The organism is Bacillus sp. M13(2017) (genome assembly GCF_002218325.1).
Lineage (GTDB): Bacteria > Bacillota > Bacilli > Bacillales > Bacillaceae_G > Bacillus_A > Bacillus_A thuringiensis_K.
Window position 1 is genome coordinate 20,752 of the sequence record NZ_KZ268508.1, and the last position, 24,371, is coordinate 45,122.

Sequence of the window (24,371 nt, forward strand, 5' to 3'; positions counted from 1 at the left end):
CCATGAAAAAAATAGCATTAGCGGTATTAAGCCTTGGCCTACTTGTAAGTGGGTGTAGTGCAGGTGCCGACAAAGATGAAAAAGTGGCTGGGAAATCGGGGAAAGCAAAAGAACAATCAGTTGTTCCAAAATACGCTATTTCGGATGAATATTATAAGACGACTATTCCATTTGATGGTGGAAAGGCACGTGGTTTAGTGGTGCAAGGGTTAAATAGTCGCCTTGATATAGATGAATTTGAAACAGGATTAATGCGAATTGCAAAAGAATCATTTAGTACGAAAGATAATTTTTTAAAAGGCGGAAAAGCTCTAGATACTCAAACTATACAGATGCTTGTTAAAAGAAAACGTACAGATGCTGAACAAAAGGAACTAGAGGAAAAATTAAAAAAAGATGCAGTTAAATTTCCTAATATAGGATTAAATCCTGCCTTAGGAACAGGATCCGAATCACTAGAAGTGAAAAATAAAAAAAATCCAATATATATTTCAAATATTTTAGAGCATGATTATTATGTGAAAAAAGGCGATAACGACGAGGAACGTGTTGGTATGGTAGTTGGATTAGCGATGAATTCTGTTCAATATTTTAACGAAGAGCATGGTTACCCACGTGAAGCTGCAATCCCAGATGAAAAGATGTTAGCTGAAGGGAAAAAAATGGCGCAAGAAATTTTGAAAGTCATACATCAAAAAGAACCTGAAACAAAAAATATTCCGATAACATTTGCGATTTATCGCCAAGCTCCAAAGTCTTCGCTCGTGCCAGGTAATTTTGTTTCTTATGCAAATGTCGAAAAAGGTAGTGAAACGGTTGAAGATTGGAAACAAATTAATGAAAAATATTATTTGTTCCCATCAGAGCAAGCGAAAACAGATAATAAACGTGAAGATCTTGCAAGAGTATCCAACTTTAAGGCAAAACTAAGCGATTATTTCCAAGGAGACTATACAGCTGTTATTGGTACTGGTATGTATAGAGATGATGAATTAAGAGAAATGAAGCTTGATATTCCTGTCCAGTTTAATGGAAAAGCTGAAATAGTTGGTTTTACACAATATGTGGCAGGGCTTGTTATGGAATACTTCCCGAATTATATGAAAGTACAAGTAACGATTAAATCTGTAGAACGCCCAGAAGCTATTATTATACGTGAAGCAAAAAAAGATGAACCACTTGTGAAAATTTTAGATTAAATATGAAGGCTGTTCCTCTATGGAACAGCTTTTTTTCTTATGTAATTTTGTTATAATTTAAAATGTTGTAAAAAATAGGGGGAAGGGGTAAAGCTCATGGACGAATTAAGTTTTCAAGTCATTATTTTATTAATTGCATTCGGTTTTTTAGCAGCTTTTATTGATTCCGTTGTTGGAGGAGGAGGGTTAATTTCGCTTCCTGCACTTATGTTTGTTGGCCTATCGCCAGCTTCGGCAATTGCAACGAATAAATTAGCGGCAACAATGGGGACATTTACGAGTGCGATGTATTTCATTCGATCAGGAAAAGTTGATTTTAAAATTGTAGGAAAGTTAATCCCGTTAACTATTGTTGGAGCTGTGGCAGGCGCTTTAGTAGTAAAATTTATTCCATCGGATATTTTACGCCCATTAGTACTTGTAATGTTGGTATTTATTGCTATTTATATTATTGCAAAAAAGAATTGGGGAAGTGTGTCTACCTATAAGAAGATGACGCAAAGAAAAACATTAATATTTTTCTTTGTTATTTTAATGATAGGATTTTATGATGGATTTTTTGGACCAGGGACAGGGTCGTTTTTAATTTTTGCATTTTTATTAATTGGCTTGGATTTTATTCAAGCAGCAGCATCTGGAAAACTTTTGAATTTTGTTAGTAATATTGTATCTTTAATTACTTTTTTATTTTTAGACATAATTCATTTTGAATACGGTATTATCATGGGATTATCAATGATCTTAGGTGCTTATTTTGGATCGAAGTTTGCGGTTCAAAAAGGTGTTGGATATGTGAGGACTTTATTTTTATTAGTTACCATATTATTGATTGGAAAAAATGTTTTGGAATATACTCATATTTTGTAGATTCATACCCATGTATGGATCTCTTTTTTTATTATATTTTAAAAATTTATTAATTTTTAAAATATAAGTCTAGGAATATTTGAATAAATCTAAATTATCGTGTAGAATAATGTTGTAAAATGTAAACGTTTTTCTAAGGGGAGGCTAAAAAGAATGGTAGTAGCATACAAACATGAGCCATTTACAGATTTTTCAGTGGAGGCTAACAAATTAGCGTTTGAAGAAGGTTTAAAGAAAGTAGAATCTTATCTTGGACAAGACTATCCATTAATTATTGGGGGAGAAAAAATCACTACAGAAGACAAAATTGTTTCTGTAAACCCTGCAAATAAAGAGGAACTTGTTGGTCGTGTTTCAAAAGCAAGCCGTGAGTTAGCTGAAAAAGCAATGCAAGTAGCGGATGAAACATTCCAAACTTGGAGAAAATCAAAGCCAGAAATGCGTGCAGACATTTTATTCCGTGCTGCAGCAATCGTTCGTCGCAGAAAACATGAATTCTCTGCTATTCTTGTAAAAGAAGCAGGTAAGCCATGGAATGAGGCAGATGCTGATACAGCAGAAGCAATCGACTTTATGGAATATTATGGTCGTCAAATGTTAAAATTAAAAGACGGTATTCCAGTAGAAAGCCGTCCAATTGAATATAATCGTTTCTCTTACATTCCATTAGGAGTAGGTGTTATCATTTCTCCTTGGAACTTCCCATTCGCAATTATGGCAGGTATGACAACAGCTGCTTTAGTTTCTGGTAACACAGTATTACTAAAACCAGCTAGTACAACTCCTGTAGTAGCAGCGAAATTTATGGAAGTATTGGAAGAAGCTGGATTACCAGCTGGCGTAGTAAACTTCGTTCCAGGTAACGGTTCTGAAGTTGGTGACTACTTAGTAGATCATCCTCGTACACGTTTCGTAAGCTTCACGGGATCTCGTGATGTAGGTATCCGTATCTATGAGCGTGCAGCGAAAGTAAACCCAGGACAAATTTGGTTAAAACGCGTTATCGCTGAAATGGGCGGTAAAGATACAATCGTTGTTGATAAAGAAGCAGATCTTGAATTAGCAGCTAAGTCTATCGTTGCATCAGCATTCGGATTCTCAGGACAAAAATGTTCTGCATGTTCTCGTGCAGTAATCCATGAAGATGTATACGATCACGTATTAAATCGTGCTGTTGAATTAACAAAAGAATTAACAGTTGCTAACCCAGCAGTATTAGGTACAAACATGGGTCCTGTTAATGACCAAGCTGCATTCGATAAAGTAATGAGCTATGTTGCAATTGGTAAAGAAGAAGGTAGAATCTTAGCAGGTGGCGAAGGAGACGATTCTAAAGGCTGGTTCATCCAACCAACAATCGTTGCTGACGTTGCAGAAGATGCTCGCTTAATGAAAGAAGAAATCTTCGGACCAGTAGTAGCATTCTGTAAAGCGAAAGACTTCGATCATGCACTTGCAATTGCAAACAATACAGAATACGGTTTAACAGGAGCAGTTATCTCTAACAACCGTGACCATATTGAAAAAGCACGTGAAGACTTCCACGTAGGTAACTTATACTTCAACCGTGGATGTACTGGTGCAATCGTAGGATACCAACCATTCGGTGGCTTTAACATGTCTGGTACAGACTCTAAAGCTGGTGGACCTGATTACTTAGCACTTCACATGCAAGCAAAAACTACTTCTGAAACTTTATAAGAAATAGTAGAGGAGCTCTTCACAGAATGTGAAGAGCTCCTTTTAAAATTGAAATCCTATATATTACTATCGTTCGAAAGGAATGAGCTAAAACCTATTAATAGCGGGATAAACATGTGAACAGAAATAAAATGATGAGAAAAGTTGACTTATTAGTCATTTTTTTTAGTATTCATTTTGAGAATTTCCTGTATAATACAATTTGAAAGAAAATCTATGGTTCGACAAGGAACACTCCTTTCGGTTTTGCTCACTGAAAGGAGTGTTTTTTTTATGTAGCTAAAAATTCTTTCGTGCTTATTACATTTGCATATACACCATTTAAACTAGCTAAAATTGTATTGTGAATATAAACAGCTGGTATAGTAGCGTTCTTAAAAGAAAGGTCTTTTGTAGCACAAGCATCATGTATAACGGTACATTGAAAGTCAAAATCGAATGCAGCCCTTACTGTAGCATCAATACACATATGAGTCATCATCCCGCATACAACGACATGTTCAATATCTAAACGTTTTAATTGCTCTAGAAGATTAGTTTCTCGGAAGCTATTTGGATAATGTTTGACTATAACTGTTTCTTCTCTAAGTGGACGTACGCTTTCGTGAATATGTACACCTTCTGTATTAGGTAGGAAAAAAGTAGCGTCATCTTTTATAGCTACGTGTTGGATATGAAAAATAGGTTCGTTGTTTGTTCTAAAGTGTTGTAATAACTGATTAGCATATTCGCTTGCTTCTACTGGATTACGCAATTCCATCTTTCCATTTGGAAAATAATCGTTTTGAATATCGACGAGTAAAAGAGCTGTTTTCATATATTTATCTTCCTCCGAGTTTCATATTCAAATAAATTTATTCAATTCGTAGAGAGGATTCTCCTGTTTAAAAATATGAGGAAAAAGAATTTTAAATAACCTTGAAAGTTACTATTTTCTCATGAATTTTCATCTGAAAATTTTAATAAAGGAATAATTAATATTTTTCTAAAAAATGTATTGACTCTTATTATTCTGAGTTCTATAATGAGAATTAATTAAACGACAATTAAATCGATACATTCTTATCCAGAGAGGTGGAGGGACTGGCCCTACGATACCTCAGCAACGGGTTTTTTTAATACCGTGCTAACTCCAGCAAGCCATATAAAGGCTTGGAAGATGAGAAGATGTGAACGAGTACATATAAGTGCTCTCCTTCTTATCTTTATGGTTGATAAGAAGGAGGGCACTTTTTATTTTACCTCGAAAGCTCTGCTTCAAGTTTTTACAGCATATAGGAGGGGAAAAAATGATTTCTTTTAACAATGTAAGTAAAGTGTATGAATCAGCTGGGCAATCTGTTCATGCGGTGGAGGATGTAACATTATCAGTTGAGAAAGGCGAAATTTTTGGCATTATTGGTTTTAGTGGCGCTGGAAAGAGTACGTTATTACGCTTAGTAAATATGTTAGAGAGACCGACGGCAGGAACGATTTCAATAGATGATAAAGATATTACATCATTATCGACGAAAGAATTACGTAAACTGAGACAAAGAATTGGAATGATTTTTCAAAGTTTTAATTTATTTAATTCAAGAACAGTATTTGGAAATATTGCTTATCCATTAAAGTTAGCGAAAGTACCAAAGAATGAGATAAAAGAAAGAGTAAATGAACTGCTGAAGTTTGTAGGGTTAGAAGATAAAGCAAACTATTACCCAGAGCAGCTATCAGGTGGACAAAAGCAGCGTGTGGGCATTGCTAGAGCACTTGCGACATCGCCAGATATTCTTATATGTGATGAGGCAACATCAGCCTTAGATCCAGAAACAACGACAGAAATTCTAAACTTATTAAAGAAAGTAAATAGAGAATACAATTTAACAATTCTTCTTATTACACATGAAATGCATGTTGTGAAAGAAATTTGTCACCGTGTAGCTGTAATGGAGAAAGGAAAAGTTATTGAAGAAGGAAAACTGTTTGATGTTTTCACGCAACCAAAAACAAAGACGACTCAAAACTTTGTACGTTCTGTCATTAATGATCATTTACCGGAAAGTGTTCTAGCGAAAATTCAAAATGGTGGTCAAATTTATCGTCTAACATTTACTGGTGAGGAGACAGGACAGCCGGTACTATCATATATCGCAAAAAACTATAACGTCGATGTAAATGTACTGTACGGAAATATTATTGAACTTCAAAATGTGCTATTTGGAAATCTTCTTGTAGAGTTGCAAGGTGAGCAGAGGGAAATTCAAAAAGCATTACAACATCTAAGACTGCAAGTGCAGCTGAAGGAGGTAGAAGCTCATGCGAGTTGATTGGAGTATATTTTGGCCGCGCATACTAGATGCGACGGGGGATACCCTCTTAATGGTAATTGTAACCCTTATATTCGCTACAATTCTTGGTATACCCCTAGGTTTACTATTATATGTAACGAGAAAAGGAAACTTTTTAGAAAATAAATGGGTCTTTTCTATTCTTAATATCATTATTAATACAATTCGTCCGGTTCCATTCATTATCTTTTTAGTAGCTTTAAGCCCACTAACAAGAAGTGTTATCGGAACGACGATTGGAACAGCAGCAGCAATCTTCCCAATGACGTTAGTTGCATCAATCGGCATTGCTAGAATAGTTGAAACAAATCTTGTTTCTGTTCCAAAGGGAGTCATTGAAGCAGCTCAAGCAATGGGGGCTTCGCCAATTAGAATTGTTTTTGAAATTCTTGTGCCAGAAGCGTTAGCGCCATTGATCTTAGGGGTTACATTTATGACAGTTGGTTTAATTGAATTTTCTGCAGTTGCTGGGCTTGTCGGTGGTGGCGGTCTTGGTGATTTAGCGATGACATATGGTTATCAACGTTTTGATACATCAGTTATGTTCGTAACGGTCGTTTTACTTATCATTCTTGTACAGGTAGCTCAAAATTTAGGAAACTACTTTGCGAAAGTCTTTTTACGCAGATCATAAAAAGGAAGAGGGTAAAAGAAAATGAAGAAAATTTTAGCATTTGCATTATCAGCGATTGTAGGAGTTTCAGCGTTAAGTGGCTGTTCAAGTGGAGACATAGGGGCAGGAGCTAAAGAAAAAGTAGTTCGCGTTGGTGTAACTGGAACGGATGGAGACGCTTGGGAAATTTTGAAGAGGAAAGCTGAAAAAGAAGGAATTAAAATTAAACTGGTTGAGTTCTCTGATTACACAACGCCAAATAAGGCGCTAGCTGATGGAGATATTGAACTAAACTCATTCCAGCATATTGCTTTCTTAGAGCAATTTAAAAAAGAGCATAAGTTAGATATTACAGCTGTTGGTACAACGCAAATTGCGCCAATGGGTTTATACTCTGAAAAATATAAGAAAGCAAATGAAATCCCAGATGGTTCAGAAATTGCAATTCCAAACGATCCAACGAACCAAGCACGGGCATTAAAACTTCTTGATGCAGCTGGATTATTAAAGCTTAAAAAAGACTTTGGTCTATTTGGAGATCCAAGTGGTATTGCTGAAAATCCGAAGAAATTAAAAATTACACCGGTTATCGCACAGCAAACACCTCGTGTGTTAAAAGATGTAGCGGCATCAGTTATTAATAACGGTGTTGCTGGTCAAGCTGGATTAGATCCAGCGAAGGATCCTATTTTCTTAGAAGATCCAAAGAATGAAAATGCGAAGCCTTATATTAATATTTTCGCAGCTCGTACGAAAGATAAAGATGATCCAACACTGAAAAAAGTAATTGAATTATACCATTCAAAAGAAGTAACAGATGCAATTAAGAAAGAAACAAATGATGGTTCCATTTCAGTAGATCTTTCACTTGAGGAGCTTGAAAAAATCGTAAAATAATCATTGGGTTTAATGGACTAACAGAAGGAACCCCTCCGCTGTTAGTTCGTTCAACATATAATCTACTTAACAAACAAAACAAACCATAATTCTGTACCTTCCAATTCTGTATAATATAGAATCCAATGTTTGTTAAGTAGAGTAATAGACCAGGAGTTTTCCTGGTCTTTTTTTATTACTGAAAGCAGCTAGCGAGTAGTAAGGTAATCCCAATTATAATGGGATAAGAAAATAAGCTGAAAAGGAGTGTAATTACGAATTGCTTTTGATGAATTAAGTGTTTTTTTGATAAAAAAAAGAAAATAGAAAAGAGAGTAATGAAAAATGCGGATATTACGCCGGGGTTATAGGAGCGATAAATGAAAAACAAAATAATATGTTGAACAGAGTTGAAGAAGATGGCCCCTTGTATAAAAATAATCCAGCATATAGAAGACAAGAAGTTAAGTTGATATAGAAAGACGATAAGTAATACAAAGATTGTTAATACGGAAATGGCAATGAAAAATTGTTGGCTAGTTATAAGACGGATTGAAAATTGATTAGCAAGGTATTGTGGCATTTGGAAAGCTTCTTCAAGGTTATGAATGAAAAATAATAAGGGAATAATCCAGAGTATAGTAGTGGAATGTTTTTTCATCAATTTACATCACTCCAATAAAGTATAGAAAGCCTAAAAAAAGGCCATCTATACAGAGATAGTTAATCAATTATGATATTTTTTAAATTAACTTCATGATGCTCTCGTTCTATCGAATAAGCAGCTAGTTCCTCTTGTAAAATATTTAATATTTGCTTAGCGGATTGCTGGATTGGATTAGGTAGCTCTTCTAATATATGCATCCCGACTTTTACTTTTGTACGAATTACCCTTCGTAGTAATTCCTCATGCATGGACTACACCTCCAAACCGAATATTTAGTACATCTTCATCAAATTTTGCTCCTTGAATAGAAAGGTGTGTTAATGTTTTTGGTAACGTGATGTTCCGTTTAACAGAACCCGCTCGAATAATAAGTTCATCACCTTTTTGATTTAAGGAAAGTTCACTTTTGTTTGAGAAGGGAATGGACAGAACGAAAATATACTCATCGCCATCCTTTTTTACATATTGAGTGCGCCCGTTAAATTTCACTTCTGTAGGGGAATGATCAGTTTTAAATAAAGAATCTCCTACACGTTCTAACATAGACAAACCAACAACTTCTTGTTCAAACATTGGAGCTTCGTAAATAGGAAGGGGTTGAAAACTATCTTGAATTAATGTTTTATATTTCTTCTGTGCATCTTTCCATGCCTGAAAATAAGGATCGGTGACAGTGTTAGGGATGACGCGGTTAATCATAATGGCATCTACGTTATAATCGTATAAATTCAAATAAGTAAAGCTGCGCTGGGCTTCCTTAATGACCATTTTTTCAGGATTTACAACGATGCGGATACTTGTTACTTCTCGATTTGATAAAATATCTCTCATTTCTCCGAGCTGTTCAAGTGTACTTGTTAATTCGTCCATAATATCGTCGGTTGGAAGAGGGACACCAAGGAGTGGTTGAGCTACAGGACGAACGACTTTTAAAACTTTTCTTTTAATAGGAAATAATTTTTCCATCCACCAGCCGAGCATGTCTGGAAAGCTTAGCATTGCTAATGTTTCTCCTGTTGGGGCACAATCAATAATGATAACATCATATGTGTTTTGTTTATAATAATCGAGTACGCGAAGTAGGCTAATTAAATCTTCCATACCGGGAAACATCGTTAATTCTTCTGTTGTAATATCATCGGCTGCTTTGGAAGTGAAGAGTAGTGTAATATATTTCTGTAATTTTCCCCAGCCTTTTTCCATCTCATAAATCGTATTAATTTCTTGTGCCCACAAATTTTTACGAACTTCTAATGGCTCAGAAGATAGCTTTATACCAAATGAATCTCCTAAACTATGAGCAGGATCTGTGCTCATTACTAATGTTTTTAATCCTTGTTTCGCACTTTGAATTGCTGTTGCTGCTGAAATGCTAGTTTTTCCTACGCCGCCTTTACCTGTATACAAGATAATTCTCATCATTCATATCCCCTTTGTTCCGAATGTCGAATATTACGAGTGCCGAAGTAAATGATTGAATAAAAACCCAGATAGGGTTTTATTCAATCGGAATGTTTTTCATTTTAGGTGTAGAAATCTTTTCTTCTGTTTTTTGCTGTGACGTAGCGATGTGATCCATGATTTTTTGGAAGATTTGTAGTAAGAATGCTTTTTCTTCTTCTGATAATGCTTCTGTTACTAAGCTAAAGTAATGGGCCGCATTTTGTTTTACTTCTTGAACGAGCATTACGCCGTTTTCTGTTAACCGAATTAATACAATACGTCGGTCATTTTCATCACGGTAGCGTTCAATATATCCCTTTTTTACAAGGCGATTTACAACGCCCGTTGTTGTACTCATCGGTATATCAAGAAGATCAGCAATTTTCGTCATTGTAATATCTGTATTTCGTTCCATCCAAAGTAAACAAAATACTTCTGTTTTAGAAAGTGTTAAATCTAGGCTTACCCATTCTTCAGGATAGAAAAGTTTCTTGGCGTTATCTAGCAGTAAGTCTAAAAAATGTTCATATTGCAACAATTAATTCCACTCCCGTATATTTCGAAGTTCGTAATATTTATTTTTATTTTATGTAGAATAGAAATAATTGTCAATGATTTTAATTGTTTTTTCAGATTAGGCAGAAAACTTTCTTTAAAATAGTATTCTTTTATGATAGATTTATAAATATAAAACTAGAATTTACATAAAAATCCATCATGGTAAATATACTTATCTATAATGGGTATACAGCTAACGAGGGGGAGAACGATGAGAAGACGTAATACGCAAGCGTTCACGTTTTTAGCATGGACTTCATTTGTTTGTGCACTTTCAGGTATGCTAATTGGGATTTATACGTTAGATGAAACGCTTAGTGTAAAAGGATACTATTTAATTGGAACATTATTTTTAACGATGTCTTGTTTTGTATTACAAAAAACAATTCGTGATAATGAAGAAGATAACGAGAGATTTCCGAAAAATAAACCGTTAGATAAAGAGTAAATTGTAAAGAAAGGCATTTGCCTTTCTTTTTTTATGTAAAAATGGCGTAAGTACTCTGTGTTGACTTGCTTGAAGTACTGAAAATTTGGTATCATCAATAGTATTGTAGATTGAACGATATATTATGGAGGTGGCCTAGCCGTGTCAAGAATTTCCGTTGAGAATGTAAAGCACGTAGCACATTTAGCACGTCTTGCAATTACTGATCAAGAAGCAGAAAAATTTCAAAAACAACTAGATGCAATTGTTACATTTGCAGAACAGTTAAATGAATTAGATACAACAGATGTAAAACCAACAACTCATGTATTAACTATGAAAAATGTTATGCGTGAAGATGTACCAGAAAAAGGTTTACCAGTTGAAGAAGTATTAAAAAATGCACCGGATCACAAAGATAATCAAATCCGTGTTCCAGCAGTATTAGAATAGAGGAGGGGAATTTCGATGTCATTATTTGATCATTCAGTATCAGAGTTACATAAGAAGTTAAACAACAAAGAAATTTCCGTTACGGATTTAGTAGAAGAATCTTACAAACGTATTGCGGATGTTGAAGATAACGTAAAAGCTTTTCTTACATTAGATGAAGAAAATGCACGCGCAAAAGCGAAAGAATTAGATGCAAAAATCGGCGCTGAAGATAATGGTTTATTATTCGGTATGCCAATTGGTGTAAAAGATAACATTGTAACTAACGGTCTTCGTACAACTTGTGCGAGCAAAATATTAGCAAACTTCGATCCAATTTATGATGCGACAGTTGTGCAAAAGCTAAAAGCTGCTGACACAATTACAATCGGTAAATTAAACATGGACGAGTTCGCAATGGGTTCTTCAAATGAAAACTCAGGATTCTACGCTACGAAAAACCCATGGAACTTAGATTACGTTCCGGGCGGATCTAGTGGTGGTTCTGCAGCAGCTGTAGCAGCAGGAGAAGTACTATTCTCTCTAGGTTCTGATACGGGTGGTTCTATCCGTCAGCCAGCTGCATATTGCGGTGTTGTAGGTTTAAAACCAACTTATGGACGCGTATCTCGTTACGGATTAGTAGCATTCGCATCTTCACTTGACCAAATCGGACCGATTACACGTACAGTAGAAGACAATGCATACTTATTACAAGCTATTTCAGGTATTGACCGCATGGATGCAACTTCTGCAAACGTTGAAGTTGGAAACTATTTAGCTGGTTTAACAGGCGATGTTAAAGGTTTACGCATTGCTGTACCGAAAGAATACTTAGGCGAAGGTGTTGGCGAAGAAGCTCGTGAGTCAGTACTAGCTGCTTTAAAAGTATTAGAAGGTATGGGCGCAACTTGGGAGGAAGTATCGCTTCCACACTCTAAATACGCTCTAGCAACGTATTACTTACTATCTTCTTCTGAAGCATCTGCAAACCTTTCACGCTTTGATGGCGTGCGTTACGGTGTTCGTTCTGATAATGTAAATAACTTATTAGATCTTTACAAAAACACACGTAGTGAAGGTTTCGGTGATGAAGTTAAACGTCGTATTATGCTTGGTACATTTGCGCTTAGCTCTGGTTACTATGATGCATATTACAAAAAAGCACAACAAGTACGTACATTAATTAAGAACGACTTTGAAAATGTATTTGCTAACTATGATGTTATTATTGGACCAACAACGCCAACTCCGGCATTTAAAGTGGGCGAAAAAGTTGACGATCCAATGACAATGTATGCAAATGATATTTTAACAATCCCAGTAAACTTAGCGGGTGTTCCAGCGATTTCTGTTCCATGTGGATTCGGTGCTAACAACATGCCACTTGGTCTACAAATCATTGGTAAACACTTCGATGAAGCGACAATTTACCGCGTTGCACATGCGTTTGAGCAAGCAACAGACTATCATACAAAAAAAGCAAGTCTGTAAGGAGGCGAGCATAGATGAATTTAGAAACAATTATTGGTTTAGAGGTTCACGTTGAGTTAAAAACAAATTCGAAAATTTTCTCTGCGAGTCCAACAGAATTCGGAGCGGAGCCAAATACACAAACAAGTGTAATTGACTTAGGATACCCAGGGGTACTTCCTACTTTAAATAAAGAAGCAGTTAACTTTGCAATGAAAGCTGCAATGGCATTAAACTGTGAAATCGCAACGGAAACGAAGTTTGACCGTAAAAACTATTTCTATCCAGATAACCCGAAAGCTTACCAAATCTCTCAATTTGATAAGCCAATTGGTGAAAATGGTTGGATTGAAATCGAAGTAGACGGTAAAAAGAAACGTATCGGTATTACACGTCTTCATTTAGAAGAAGATGCTGGTAAATCAACGCATACAGCTGATGGTTCATTAGTAGACTACAACCGTCAAGGTATGCCTTTAATCGAGATCGTATCTGAGCCAGATATGCGTACGCCAGAAGAAGCATATGCATACTTAGAGAAGTTAAAATCAATCATTCAATACACCGGTGTATCTGATTGTAAGATGGAAGAAGGTTCCTTACGTTGTGATGCGAACATTTCTCTTCGTCCAGTTGGACAAGAGAAGTTCGGTACAAAAGCGGAACTGAAAAACTTAAACTCATTCACTTACGTACAAAAAGGTCTTGAGCATGAGCAAGTGCGCCAAGAAAAAGAACTGTTATCTGGTGGCATTATCCAACAAGAAACACGTCGTTATGATGAAGCAACAAAGAAAACAATCTTAATGCGTGTGAAAGAAGGATCTGACGATTACCGTTACTTCCCGGAGCCAGACTTAGTTGAACTTTACATCGATGATGAGTGGAAAGAAGCAGTTCGAGCTTCTATTCCAGAACTTCCAGATGCACGTAAAGCTCGCTACGTTGCAGAATTAGGCTTACCAGCTTATGATGCACACGTGTTAACATTAACGAAAGAGATGTCTGATTTCTTTGAAGCAACTGTTGCAGACGGTGCTGATGCGAAATTAACATCGAACTGGTTAATGGGTGAAGTACTTGCATACTTAAACAAACAACAAAAAGAATTAAAAGACGTTGCATTAACGCCTGCTGGTTTATCTAAAATGGTTCAATTAATTGAAAAAGGTACAATTTCTTCTAAAATCGCGAAGAAAGTATTTAACGAATTAATTGAAAAAGGTGGAGACCCAGAAGAAATCGTTAAAGCGAAAGGTCTTGTTCAAATTTCTGACGAGGGTACACTTCGTAAAGTTGTAACAGAAATTCTTGATAATAATGAGCAATCTATCGAAGACTTTAAAAACGGTAAAGACCGTGCAATTGGCTTCTTAGTTGGTCAAATTATGAAAGCTACAAAAGGACAAGCAAATCCACCACTTGTTAACAAAATCTTACTTGAAGAGATTAATAAGCGATAATAGTAGTGACTTTTAAAGATTAAGCAGAAAAACACCCGTACATGGGTGTTTTTCTAGGTTAATCAAACGTTTGTTTAAATGAGACAAAATCGTTTAAACAAACGTTTGATTAACTGTCAAAAGTGGAAAAATGTTTGTATAGCAACTATGGTATGATAGTTGCAAAAAGGTGGGAATAATGATAAATCTAAACATAGAGGTTTTTTTCATCTCATGAAATAATAGATAGTTATTATTCGTTATATGTAAATTTTTATGGAAGAATGGATAGAAATAAAGTGAAACTTTAATCAGTAGGAGGTTCATCCAAAGCTGATTATTAGCCCTCACCAATTGGGCATTTACTGCCCGCAAATAGCGGGATAAATTTTGGAGTCAAATAAAAAACCATTGAAATGAATATTTACTTTTGATGGACTACACGAATCGGGTTCTTACTGCCTGTTTGAGCGGGATAAAAGAAGGATAGCAAGATGAGAGGAGGTAGGCATGGGAATACTGAATAGAAGTTCAGTATGTTCTTTTTCGATACATAAAGAAATTTCCTGTGCTAATAAATGATGAAGCGAGCAAGAATTATTTATAATCCTACTTCTGGGCGTGAGCTATTTAAGAAGAGCTTACCAGAAGTATTACAAAAATTAGAACAAGCTGGCTATGAGACATCTTGTCATGCGACAACGGGTCCTGGAGACGCTACTGTGGCGGCGAGGCAAGCTGCGGATCGTAAGTTTGATGTTGTTATTGCGGCTGGTGGCGACGGTACATTAAATGAAGTAGTAAACGGTTTAGTTGGGCATGAATTCCGTCCGAAATTTGGAATTATTCCAGTTGGAACGACAAATGACTTTGCACGTGCAATTGGTGTACCTCGTTCTATTGAAGAGGCAGCAGATATTATTTGCGAAGGAAAAACAGTGCCATTAGACCTTGGTAGAGCGAACGATACATATTTTATTAACATCGCTGGTGGCGGTCGTATTACAGAATTAACATACGAAGTACCGAGTAAGTTAAAGACAGTATTAGGACAACTTGCTTATTACCTAAAAGGTATCGAGATGTTACCATCATTGCATCCGACATATGTTGAAATTGAGTATGATGGAAAGTTACTACAAGAAGAAATTACGATGTTTTTAATTACGAATACTCGTTCAGTAGGTGGATTTGAAAAGGTAGCACCGTATGCATCTATTAACGATGGGTTATTTGACCTATTAGTACTGAAAAAAGGTTCTATCGCTGATTTAATTAAAGCAGCAACACAAGCACAACGTGGTGAACATATTAATAATCCAAAAGTGTTATATACACAAGCGAACCGAATTAAAGTACATTCACCAGATAAACTAATGATTAATTTAGATGGTGAGTATGGTGGAGATGCACCGATGGAATTCGAAAATATATATCATTGTTTAGAACTATTTGTTCCTGAACATCAAGAGGATGCCCTGTAAAGGCATCCTTTTTTACTTTGTTAAAATGAATTGTAAATTGGGAGTTAGTTTGATTTTTATGGTATTTTTACAATTCTTTTATTTTACATCCATATTTTATTGATACACTGGAGGAGATAAGAAACGAGAGGTAGGATGCTATGGAGAAGGTAAAAGCAATACTATTTGATAAAGATGGGACATTAATGGATTTTCATTCAATATGGATAAAAGTAGCTGAAGAACTTGTAGCTGAATGTATAAGTTTATATCATTTACCAAGTACAATAGGGCAGACCTTATTAGAAGAGATTGGTGTAGAGGGAGCATTTGTTAATCCGAGGAGTGCAATAGCTGCTGGAACAAGCCTTGATGTAGCGAAGGGGCTTTGTAATTATATTGAGTCTGCTAGAGAAGAAGAGATGCACCATTGGGTAAGTGAGAAGTTATTTTCCCTTATGTATGAGCATCGTTCGCATATGAAAATGACAGCAGATTTACCGAAAGTGTTACAGGCATTAAAAGATAAAGGATTTATATTAGGGGTTGTCACGGCAGATGATTTCGCACCAACAGAATTATTTTTAAAACAATATAAGTTGGAGAACTTTTTTGATTATATTATAGCCTCGGATACATTCCCTGCGCAAAAACCAGATAAAAAGATTATAGAAGTGTTTTGTGAGAAATTTAATTTAGAATCATGTGAGGTTGCGGTTGTTGGAGATACGCCAACTGATTTACATTTAGCCAAAAATGGCGATTGCTATGCAATTGGGGTGCTATCTGGTACGGGAGACCGTCCAACATTAGAACCACTTGCTGATTTAGTGTTAGATTCTGTTGGAGAGTTTATTTCTCAATCGGGTGAGTTTTTCTGGGAGAAAGAAAAGTCTAATGTGTAAGGAAAATAAGTCTATAAAGACTCTTAATGAGTCTTTATAGACTTATTTTTTATGCCTGGATACAAAGAATATAGGATAAATGCTAGAAAAGAAAGTTGGCATACATTTTGCAATAAAAAGAGAAAACAATGTAAAGAAAAGGATGGGGTACGCAATGAACACAAAAAAATTTGCTAAAGTAAATGAACAAATTCCAGGACCGAAAGCGGCATCTTTATTAGAACGCCGTCAAAATATAGTACCAAAAGGAGTAAGTAACGGCATCCCAACGTTTGTACAATCTGCCAATGGTGCTCTTGTAACAGATGTTGATGGTAATCAGTACATTGATTTTGCAGGAGCAATTGGGACAATTAACGTAGGGCATTGTCATCCAACGGTTAAAGAAGCGCTCCATAAACAAGTCGATCAATACATTCATACTGGATTTAATGTCATGATGTATGAGCCATATATTGAATTAGCGGAAAAGCTTGCGGCATTGGCACCGGGAAGTTTCGATAAGCAAGTCCTCTTTTTAAATAGTGGTGCAGAAGCAGTTGAGAACGCGGTGAAGATCGCTCGTAAATATACGAAGAGACCTGGTATTATCGCATTTTCTAAAGGTTTCCACGGGCGTACATTAATGACAATGACGATGACAAGTAAAGTGAAGCCATATAAATTTGGATTTGGTCCCTTTGCTCCAGAAGTATATAAAGCGCCATTTCCATACGAATACCGTCGCCCAGAGGGATTAACGGAAGAGCAGTATGATGATTTTATTATTGAAGAGTTTAAGAACTTCTTCATATCGGAAGTAGCACCAGAAACAATCGCAGCTGTTGTAATGGAACCTGTTCAAGGGGAAGGTGGATTTATCGTCCCAAGTAAGAAATTTGTTCAAGAAGTACGCCGCATTTGTTCAGAGAACGGCATTTTATTTGTAGCGGATGAAATACAAACAGGCTTTAGTCGTACAGGAAAATATTTTGCAATTGATCACTATGATGTCGTTCCAGATTTAATTACAGTGTCTAAATCATTAGGGGCTGGTGTACCGATAAGTGGTGTCATTGGACGTAAAGAAATTATGAATGAATCTGCACCAGGTGAACTTGGTGGAACGTATGCAGGAAGTCCATTAGGATGTGCGGCAGCATTAGCAGTACTGGATGTAATAGAAAAAGAGAATTTAAATGATAGAGCGATAGAATTAGGAAAAGTCGTAATGAACCGATTCGAAGAGATGAAAAATAAATATCATTGCATTGGTGATGTGCGTGGGTTAGGAGCAATGTGTGCATTTGAGGTCGTTCAAGACCGTAAGACGAAAGCACCTGACAAAACGTTAACGGCTAATCTATGTGCAGAAGCAAATAAGCGTGGGTTACTGTTATTATCAGCAGGAACATATGGAAATGTTATCCGTGTGTTAATGCCTTTAGTTATTACAGATGAGCAACTTGAAGAAGGTTTAACAATAATTGAAGAATCATTGCAAGCTTGTTATGAGCAAACAAACATAGCTCGTGTTTAAAAACTGAAGGATAAATAGCAAACATTCTAGCTGACTCTATATTAAATACAGAAAATTCGCTTTATAATAAAGGTAGTGAAGTGGATCGATGGATTTGAAGTTAGGGGTGGCTAGGATGGTTGCAGAAAAGGAACGAGTTTTAATGGATTTAAAAGATGTATTTGAATATGCGTTTGACGAAATTTTTGTTACAGATGAGCAGGGAATCGTTGTGCGTGTAAATAGTACATGTGAAAGGCACTACCAACTAGCTGCCGAAGAGTTAGTGGGTAAGCATGTAAAAGAACTACAAAAGGATGGAATCTTTTATCCATCAGCGACATTAGAAGTGATTGAAAAAAAGAGGCCAATTGAACTCGTTCAAACTACAAAATCAGGAGAGTATTTACACGTTCGTACAAGGCCTGTTTTTGATGATGAGGGAAATTTAAGAAGAGTGATTAGTTATTCTCGGGACCTTACTGAACTCTATCAATTACGTCAAAAGGTAGAGGAAATGGATAATCAGCTAAAAACATATAAAAAAGAATTAAGAGAAACATATGAGCATGAAGGACTTATTTTTAAAAGTCTAGCTATGCAAAAAATAGTCGATACAATTAAAAAAGTATCTGTAGTGGATAGTACTGTTCTCGTTTTAGGCGAAACTGGAGTTGGGAAAAGTCGATTAGTACGCCATTTACATGAAGTGAGTCACCGTAAGAATGAAAGTTTCTATGAAATTAATTGTGCGGCATTGCCAACTAATTTAATTGAATCAGAGCTTTTTGGATATTCAGGTGGATCTTTTACAGGTGCGAATCGTGAAGGGAAAAAGGGACTATTAGAATCCGCGCATAAAGGAACTCTTTTTTTAGATGAAATCGGTGAAATGCCGATTGAAATTCAAGCGAAGCTTTTGCAAGTATTGCAAGAAAAAACATTTCGTCCTATAGGCGGAAGAGAATTAAAAAAAGTGGATGTTCGAATTGTGGCAGCAACAAATAGAGATTTAAGTGAGATGGTGAAACAAGGAACATTTCGGAAAGATTTATACTATCGTTTGAATGTCATTCCAATTGCAATTCCCCCGCTTAGGGAAAGGACAGAAGATATTTTACCGCTTATTTATCATTACTTGCAGCACTTTAATAAAAAATACGGACGTGATGTGAAACTAGCGCCGAGTACGTTACAAATGTTTGTTGGATATCCGTGGGAAGGAAACAATAGAGAAATAGAGAATGTAATTGAGAGAATTGTTATTACTGTCGATGATGTTGTAACGGTAGAGGATTTGCCACTCTCTATGCAAGAGGCTGCAGTTGAACAATCGGGGCAAAGCCTTTATAAAATGCTGGAAGAGGTAGAGAGAAATATTATTCTTAAAGCGTATAAAACGTATGGATCAAGTTATAAAGTAGCTGAGTTTTTGCAAATTAGTCAATCTGCTGCTACTAGGAAAATTAAGAAGTTCATAGAGGAGGAAGAAAACATTGGATAAAAAGGCGACTTTCGTAAGTATAGATAGAAAGGCGATGTATATAAATGGTGAGTGGATTACACTACAAGAACAAATTGAAGTAAATAATCCTGCGACGAAGGAAATATTTGCAACTGTACCAAAAGGCGGAGTAACAGAGGCAAAGCAAGCTGTTGATGCTGCACATGAAGCTTTTAAAACGTGGTCTAAGTTAACGGCAGCAGATCGTGCAACGAAGTTAAAAAAGTGGTTCATGCTTATTGATAAAAATAAAGAAGAGATCGCAGCGATTATGACGAAGGAACAAGGAAAGCCGTTTGCAGAAGCGCTTGGTGAAGTAAATTATGCAAATAGTTTTGTTGAATGGTATGCAGAAGAAGGGAAACGTGTGTATGGTGAAATGATTCCTGCTGCTCATCCGAATAAGCGCATTTTAGTTATGAAGCAACCAGTTGGCGTTATGGCAGCTATTACACCTTGGAACTTCCCAGCTGCTATGATTACGAGAAAGGTAGCCCCAGCGCTTGCAGCAGGCTGTACAGCCGTTGTGAAACCGGCAAGTCAAACGCCGCTAACTGCATTAAAATTAGCTGAATTAGCTCATGAAGCGGATATTCCAAAGGGTGTAATTAATATCGTAACAGGTAGTGCAAAAGCAATTGCTGATACATGGATGGAAGATAGTCGCGTTCGAAAAGTGTCCTTTACAGGGTCAACGGAAATTGGGAAAGAGTTAATGGCTAGTGCGGCGCAAACGATGAAAAAAGTTTCACTTGAGTTAGGTGGTCACGCTCCGTTTATCGTAATGAATGATGCAGATTTAGATAAAGCAGTAGAAGCGGTGATTGGTTCGAAATTCCGTAACGCAGGACAAACGTGTATATGTACAAACCGAGTATTCGTTCAAGAAGAAGTATACGAAGTATTTGTAGAGAAGTTCCAAAGGGCAGTAGGGCAGTTGAAAGTAGGAGACGGTTTCGGTGACGGAACGACTGTCGGACCACTTATTGATGAGAATGCAGTTTCAAAAGTACAAGAACATATTGAAGATGCTATTCAAAAAGGTGGAACCGTTTTATATGGTGGTGAAAAGGTCGCAGAGTTAGAGGGACATTTCATTCAACCGACTGTAATTGGGTTGGCAAATGATACGATGCTTTGTATGAATGAAGAAACATTTGGGCCAGTGGCACCAGTTGCGAAATTTAAAACAGTTGATGAAGTAATCGAACGTGCAAATAATACACCATACGGTTTAGCTGCGTATATTTTCACGAAAGACATTAGCCAAGCATTCCAAATTAGTGAAGCGTTAGAGTACGGTATTATCGGTCTAAATGACGGTCTTCCATCAGTTGCACAAGCACCATTCGGTGGCTTTAAAGAAAGTGGTATCGGCCGTGAAGGAGGCCATTTCGGCATCGAGGAATATTTAGAAATTAAATATATTTCATTAGGACTATAAGTAGTATACTAGAATCTCTATAAGGTAACAGAGAAGGAGATTCTAGTATGGTATATTGGCTATTATTACTTGTTACAATTATTTTTGAAGTGGCTGGAACAATTGCGATGAAACTATCAAATGGTTTAACAAAGCTCGTTCCAAGTGTATTGATTTTCGTATTTTATGGAATTTGCTTCAGTGTGTTCGCCATCGTTGTGAAGAAGATTCATTTAAGTATTGCTTATGCTATTTGGTCTGGCGTTGGAACATTACTTATTACAATCATTAGTGTGTACTTTTTTAAAGAGCATATTAGTTTATTTCAAGCATTTTGTATTCTTTTTATTGTTTTGGGTGTCATTGGGCTTAAGGTTTCATCGGCATCCTGAAAGCTATCTTTTGTAGAAGATAGCTTTTTTCTATTTGTGCAGTTAGCAATTAATACGACAAAATATGACAAGAAAGAGTAAAGCGTTTTGTTATAATACATATGAAATATTGTCTTATGTGGAGGAAAGAGTATGTTAAAAAAGGTAAGTCAAATTGTTTTAATTTTTGGCATAGCTTTTAGTTTAAGTGCTTGCACTGAGACTAAAGATAGTAATGAAAGTAAACAAGAAGATGTTCAAGATAAAGTGTATAAAATAGGGGAGACAGTAGACGTAGATGGTTTGCAAGTAACTATCGATTCAGTTAAATTAGGATATCCGGATTATGATGAGGATAAAAAGAAAGAGGAGATTTTGGGGATTATTTTCAAAGTAGAAAATAATAGTAAAAAGGAAATACCTTTTGCATTTTATGAATTTGAGATTACCGATAAGAAAGGTACAAGATTTAAAGAATATAATAACCCTGATAGCTTTATTAGTAAAAAGTTAGCACCAGATGAAAAAATTCAAGATATCATGCTATTTGACGTAGCGAAAGAAAATACGTATATCGCTACGTATAGACCGGAGTTTACGCGTGAAAATAGAACGATAAAATTTGAATTGAAACCAAATAAATAAAGAAACACATTGGATTATCCAATGTGTTTCTTTATGGTAATAGATTTAAAACGCCCAGTTACCTTTACGGAAGATAGGCTCATGTCTGCCATCAGCAGTAATACCGTCAATATCAAGCTCAGCTGATCCAATCATAAAGTCGTTGTGTGTGATACTAGCGTTTGCGCCGTTTTCAGCAAGTTCTTCTTTAGACATTGTTTTTCCGCCAACTAAGTTAAATGCGTAAGCATTTCCAATCGCAAGGTGGCAAGATGCATTTTCGTCAAATAGTGTATTGTAGAATAAAACATTTGTGTTTGAAATTGGTGAGTCATGAGGTACTAAAGCTACTTCCCCTAAGAAGTGAGAACCTTCATCTGTTTCTACTAAATGTTTTAAAGCTTCTTCACCAGCTTCAGCTTTATAGTCTACGATACGTCCGTTTTCAAATGTTAACGTGAAATTATCGATAATATTACCTGCAAATACTAACGGTTTTGTACTAGAAACTTGGCCGTTTACACCTGTTTTAAGTGGCATTGTAAATACTTCTTCAGTTGGAATATTAGCCATAAATGGTACGTTCTTTTCATTTAAGCTACCAGCACCAGCCCATACATGTTTTTCTGGAAGTTCGATTGTTAAATCTGTTCCAGGACCTGTATAGTGAAGAGCTTTATAATGCTTTTCGTTTAAGTAATCCACTTTTGTATGTAATGTTTCATCATGTTCTTTCCATGCTTCTACAGGGTTTTCTAAATCAGCACGAGTAGCTTTGAAAATAGCATCCCATAACTTTGCTTCTTGTTCTTCTGGCGCTATGTCAGGGAATACTTTCGCAGCCCATTCTTTCGTAGGAACAGAAATGACACACCAACTTACTTTATCTGCTTGTACGTAATCACGGTATACTTTCATTGCTTCTCCAGCTACTTTATGAGCTGTTGCGATACGCGATGGTTCTACACCTTTTAATAAATCAGGGTTTTCTGCATAGATAGACATAAATGCAGCGCCTTCTTTTGCTAATTCTTCACGAGCATGTGCTTTCCAAGATGGAAATTCAGCGAAAGCTTCTTCAGGAGCTAGATCGAATTTTAAGCGTGTTAACGTCTCATCATTCCAATCTACATATACGTGTTTTGCACCAGATTTATATGCTTTTTCTGTAACGAGGCGTACAAATTGTACAGCTTCAAGAGGTGCACTAATTGATAAAGTTTGTCCAGGTTGAATATTAACACCAACATTAACTGCAAGAGCAGCATATTTCTCTAACGTTTGTTCAAATGACATATGTATAATCTCCTTTAATTTGAAAGATTTCTTACTATATATAATACAAGAAAATTCTAAAAATATATATAAATATAAAGTAAAAAGAGAGCTCAAAATGTGTTGAGCCCTTATATTTACTTAATTGAAGAAGCAAACTGCTCTACAGTCGTTGTATGGTGTATACGAACGCGCTTCATCTTTAACAATTCATCAGGTTCACCCTTTGTAATGAATTGCCCAGGCTTTGTCGTCGTCGCAAATTGATAATACTTCTTCGTTTCTGCAACAACCTTATCATCTACATGACCGAATGGATAAGCAATCGCGATAACAGGCTTACCTGTTATTTTTTCTAGCTTTTCTTTTGAACCTTTTAACTCTTCCTCATAGTTTGTAATTTTCGGTAAATCTGCATGTGTTGCAGTATGAGATTGCACCGAGAAAATGCCGGAATCAACCATTTCTTTTATTTCAGAAGTAGACAATGCTCCTTCTACATCAACGTTATCAACAATCATATATTCTGTTGCTGCCGGTTTAAAAGTATCATCTTTTAGCTTTTGTAAAATGCGAAATGCATTCATATTATTTTTCATACCGTCATCAAATGTAACGAAAATCGGCTTATTTACTTTATTTATATCGCCCCAGCGTTCAAAGGTTAACAGCGTATAACCATTGTCCTTTAAATATTTCATTTGTGCTTCAAAGTTAGCTGGTGATACGAATAAGTCTTTAATGCCTTGACCATGATAATCATCAATTGCGTGATACATAAGAACAGGAACCTTTTGTTCGAAAGTAATAGTAGATTTCGTAAGCGGGAGTGTTTTCCCATCTTCTTTCATTCCTGTTGCTTCAATTTGGAACTCACCACGTTTTCCTTCAAATTCCTTTATATCAAAAGGAAGTGTGAATTGTTTCTCTTTTTCTTTAGAAGAAAAAAATTTAGCACTTTCCTTGTCATCAGCTGTGCGCCAAATTTTATATTGTACTTCATTTAAAGAATCTTTTAAGTCTGTAATATGAATACTTGTGGTTGTAGATTCGTGTGTGATGGGAGTATAAGAAATGTTACCTTGTTCTTGTACAGTCTCTTTTTGTATAGCTACTTCTTGAACCTTTTTCTCTTTTTTAGGTTCTTGGCTTACATTGCTAGTATTGCAGCCTGCTAGAATGGCAGACGTACATAAAGCAATTGCTGCGTATTTTCTCATAAAAATCACCTTCTATTGTGTAGTATGTTGCATATTGACATTAAAATCCCCACCGCTATA

The 24,371-nt window shown here is 36.0% G+C and carries 24 protein-coding genes and 1 riboswitch; of the genes, 17 read left to right on the forward strand and 7 right to left on the reverse strand.

The window, feature by feature from the left end:
* The first annotated feature begins 2 nt into the window (after window positions 1-2).
* From CGQ22_RS19510 to pruA, 3 genes are all read left to right on the forward strand, one after another.
* Window positions 3-1,199, forward strand: coding sequence for a CamS family sex pheromone protein (locus CGQ22_RS19510; RefSeq protein ID WP_000717032.1), 1,197 nt, complete (start codon window positions 3-5; stop codon window positions 1,197-1,199).
* A 96-nt stretch (window positions 1,200-1,295) separates the two neighbouring features.
* Complete coding sequence (locus CGQ22_RS19515) at window positions 1,296-2,066, forward strand: TSUP family transporter (RefSeq protein WP_000343974.1); 771 nt, start codon at window positions 1,296-1,298, stop codon at window positions 2,064-2,066.
* Between the two features lie 153 nt (window positions 2,067-2,219).
* Window positions 2,220-3,767 carry an L-glutamate gamma-semialdehyde dehydrogenase gene (pruA, locus tag CGQ22_RS19520; RefSeq protein ID WP_000259554.1) on the forward strand — a complete coding sequence of 516 codons (1,548 nt, stop codon included), beginning with the start codon at window positions 2,220-2,222 and terminating at the stop codon, window positions 3,765-3,767.
* A gap of 271 nt (window positions 3,768-4,038) precedes the next feature.
* Here the strand turns inward: pruA and CGQ22_RS19525 are convergent, their stop codons facing one another.
* Window positions 4,039-4,584 (reverse strand): cysteine hydrolase family protein, encoded by a 546-nt coding sequence (locus tag CGQ22_RS19525; RefSeq protein WP_000844905.1) that lies wholly within the window; start codon window positions 4,582-4,584, stop codon window positions 4,039-4,041.
* Window positions 4,585-4,826: 242 nt separating this feature from the next.
* Window positions 4,827-4,933: riboswitch (SAM riboswitch) on the forward strand.
* A gap of 123 nt (window positions 4,934-5,056) precedes the next feature.
* Between CGQ22_RS19525 and CGQ22_RS19530 the strand changes: the two genes are divergently transcribed.
* Genes CGQ22_RS19530 through CGQ22_RS19540 form a run of 3 tightly spaced genes read left to right on the forward strand, consistent with a single transcriptional unit; the run spans window position 5,057 to window position 7,607 of the window.
* On the forward strand, window positions 5,057-6,076 hold the full coding sequence (locus CGQ22_RS19530) for a methionine ABC transporter ATP-binding protein (protein ID WP_000622969.1): 1,020 nt from the start codon (window positions 5,057-5,059) through the stop codon (window positions 6,074-6,076).
* Window positions 6,066-6,731, forward strand: coding sequence for a methionine ABC transporter permease (locus CGQ22_RS19535; protein ID WP_089149196.1), 666 nt, complete (start codon window positions 6,066-6,068; stop codon window positions 6,729-6,731). Before CGQ22_RS19530 ends, CGQ22_RS19535 begins: the two co-directional genes overlap by 11 nt.
* Window positions 6,732-6,752: 21 nt before the next feature.
* Window positions 6,753-7,607, forward strand: a complete 855-nt coding sequence (locus CGQ22_RS19540; protein ID WP_000721592.1) for a MetQ/NlpA family ABC transporter substrate-binding protein — start codon at window positions 6,753-6,755, stop codon at window positions 7,605-7,607.
* 175 nt (window positions 7,608-7,782) lie between these two features.
* Here CGQ22_RS19540 and CGQ22_RS19545 read toward each other — a convergent pair whose 3' ends face one another.
* The 4 genes from CGQ22_RS19545 to CGQ22_RS19560 form a co-directional block, all read right to left on the reverse strand.
* Window positions 7,783-8,247: an HXXEE domain-containing protein gene (locus CGQ22_RS19545; RefSeq protein WP_002163829.1), complete on the reverse strand. Its 465-nt coding sequence runs from the start codon at window positions 8,245-8,247 to the stop codon at window positions 7,783-7,785.
* A 62-nt stretch (window positions 8,248-8,309) separates the two neighbouring features.
* Entirely contained in the window at window positions 8,310-8,501 is a 192-nt protein-coding gene (locus tag CGQ22_RS19550) for a DUF3926 domain-containing protein (protein ID WP_000544110.1), read from the reverse strand.
* The gene (locus CGQ22_RS19555) at window positions 8,494-9,675 is read right to left on the reverse strand and encodes an ArsA family ATPase (protein WP_002181833.1); all 1,182 of its coding nucleotides are present in this window, start codon (window positions 9,673-9,675) and stop codon (window positions 8,494-8,496) included. The genes CGQ22_RS19550 and CGQ22_RS19555 overlap by 8 nt, the downstream gene beginning before the upstream one ends.
* A 76-nt stretch (window positions 9,676-9,751) precedes the next feature.
* Window positions 9,752-10,234, reverse strand: a complete 483-nt coding sequence (locus tag CGQ22_RS19560; protein WP_000942479.1) for a MarR family winged helix-turn-helix transcriptional regulator — start codon at window positions 10,232-10,234, stop codon at window positions 9,752-9,754.
* A 231-nt stretch (window positions 10,235-10,465) separates the two neighbouring features.
* Between CGQ22_RS19560 and CGQ22_RS19565 the strand changes: the two genes are divergently transcribed.
* The 11 genes from CGQ22_RS19565 to CGQ22_RS19615 all read left to right on the forward strand — a co-directional run bounded on the left by CGQ22_RS19565 (window position 10,466) and on the right by CGQ22_RS19615 (window position 21,837).
* Complete coding sequence (locus CGQ22_RS19565) at window positions 10,466-10,702, forward strand: YiaA/YiaB family inner membrane protein (protein WP_001254393.1); 237 nt, start codon at window positions 10,466-10,468, stop codon at window positions 10,700-10,702.
* A gap of 141 nt (window positions 10,703-10,843) precedes the next feature.
* Window positions 10,844-11,134, forward strand: coding sequence for an Asp-tRNA(Asn)/Glu-tRNA(Gln) amidotransferase subunit GatC (gatC, locus tag CGQ22_RS19570; RefSeq protein ID WP_000086999.1), 291 nt, complete (start codon window positions 10,844-10,846; stop codon window positions 11,132-11,134).
* A 15-nt stretch (window positions 11,135-11,149) separates the two neighbouring features.
* Complete coding sequence (gene gatA, locus CGQ22_RS19575; RefSeq protein WP_000051433.1) at window positions 11,150-12,607, forward strand: Asp-tRNA(Asn)/Glu-tRNA(Gln) amidotransferase subunit GatA; 1,458 nt, start codon at window positions 11,150-11,152, stop codon at window positions 12,605-12,607.
* Between the two features lie 14 nt (window positions 12,608-12,621).
* The gene (gene gatB / locus CGQ22_RS19580; RefSeq protein ID WP_001047685.1) at window positions 12,622-14,049 is read left to right on the forward strand and encodes an Asp-tRNA(Asn)/Glu-tRNA(Gln) amidotransferase subunit GatB; all 1,428 of its coding nucleotides are present in this window, start codon (window positions 12,622-12,624) and stop codon (window positions 14,047-14,049) included.
* A gap of 557 nt (window positions 14,050-14,606) precedes the next feature.
* Window positions 14,607-15,512, forward strand: coding sequence for a diacylglycerol kinase (locus CGQ22_RS19585; protein WP_000977679.1), 906 nt, complete (start codon window positions 14,607-14,609; stop codon window positions 15,510-15,512).
* A gap of 140 nt (window positions 15,513-15,652) precedes the next feature.
* Complete coding sequence (locus CGQ22_RS19590) at window positions 15,653-16,396, forward strand: HAD family hydrolase (RefSeq protein ID WP_000416660.1); 744 nt, start codon at window positions 15,653-15,655, stop codon at window positions 16,394-16,396.
* Between the two features lie 154 nt (window positions 16,397-16,550).
* Window positions 16,551-17,915 (forward strand): 4-aminobutyrate--2-oxoglutarate transaminase, encoded by a 1,365-nt coding sequence (gene gabT, locus CGQ22_RS19595; protein ID WP_002163831.1) that lies wholly within the window; start codon window positions 16,551-16,553, stop codon window positions 17,913-17,915.
* A 115-nt stretch (window positions 17,916-18,030) separates the two neighbouring features.
* Window positions 18,031-19,398 (forward strand): sigma-54 interaction domain-containing protein, encoded by a 1,368-nt coding sequence (locus CGQ22_RS19600; RefSeq protein WP_000225140.1) that lies wholly within the window; start codon window positions 18,031-18,033, stop codon window positions 19,396-19,398.
* Window positions 19,391-20,842: an NADP-dependent succinate-semialdehyde dehydrogenase gene (gene gabD, locus CGQ22_RS19605; protein ID WP_074593414.1), complete on the forward strand. Its 1,452-nt coding sequence runs from the start codon at window positions 19,391-19,393 to the stop codon at window positions 20,840-20,842. Before CGQ22_RS19600 ends, gabD begins: the two co-directional genes overlap by 8 nt.
* 47 nt (window positions 20,843-20,889) lie before the next feature.
* Window positions 20,890-21,213 carry a DMT family transporter gene (locus CGQ22_RS19610; RefSeq protein ID WP_000263262.1) on the forward strand — a complete coding sequence of 108 codons (324 nt, stop codon included), beginning with the start codon at window positions 20,890-20,892 and terminating at the stop codon, window positions 21,211-21,213.
* A 132-nt stretch (window positions 21,214-21,345) separates the two neighbouring features.
* On the forward strand, window positions 21,346-21,837 hold the full coding sequence (locus CGQ22_RS19615; protein ID WP_000915104.1) for a DUF4352 domain-containing protein: 492 nt from the start codon (window positions 21,346-21,348) through the stop codon (window positions 21,835-21,837).
* A 45-nt stretch (window positions 21,838-21,882) separates the two neighbouring features.
* Here the strand turns inward: CGQ22_RS19615 and CGQ22_RS19620 are convergent, their stop codons facing one another.
* Together CGQ22_RS19620 and CGQ22_RS19625 are read right to left on the reverse strand one after the other, a co-directional pair.
* Window positions 21,883-23,112, reverse strand: a complete 1,230-nt coding sequence (locus CGQ22_RS19620) for an aminopeptidase (protein ID WP_088069919.1) — start codon at window positions 23,110-23,112, stop codon at window positions 21,883-21,885.
* Window positions 23,113-23,228: 116 nt separating this feature from the next.
* A complete protein-coding gene (locus CGQ22_RS19625; RefSeq protein WP_089149197.1) occupies window positions 23,229-24,311 on the reverse strand; it encodes a polysaccharide deacetylase family protein in 1,083 nt (360 codons plus the stop codon).
* Between the last annotated feature and the right edge of the window lie 60 nt (window positions 24,312-24,371).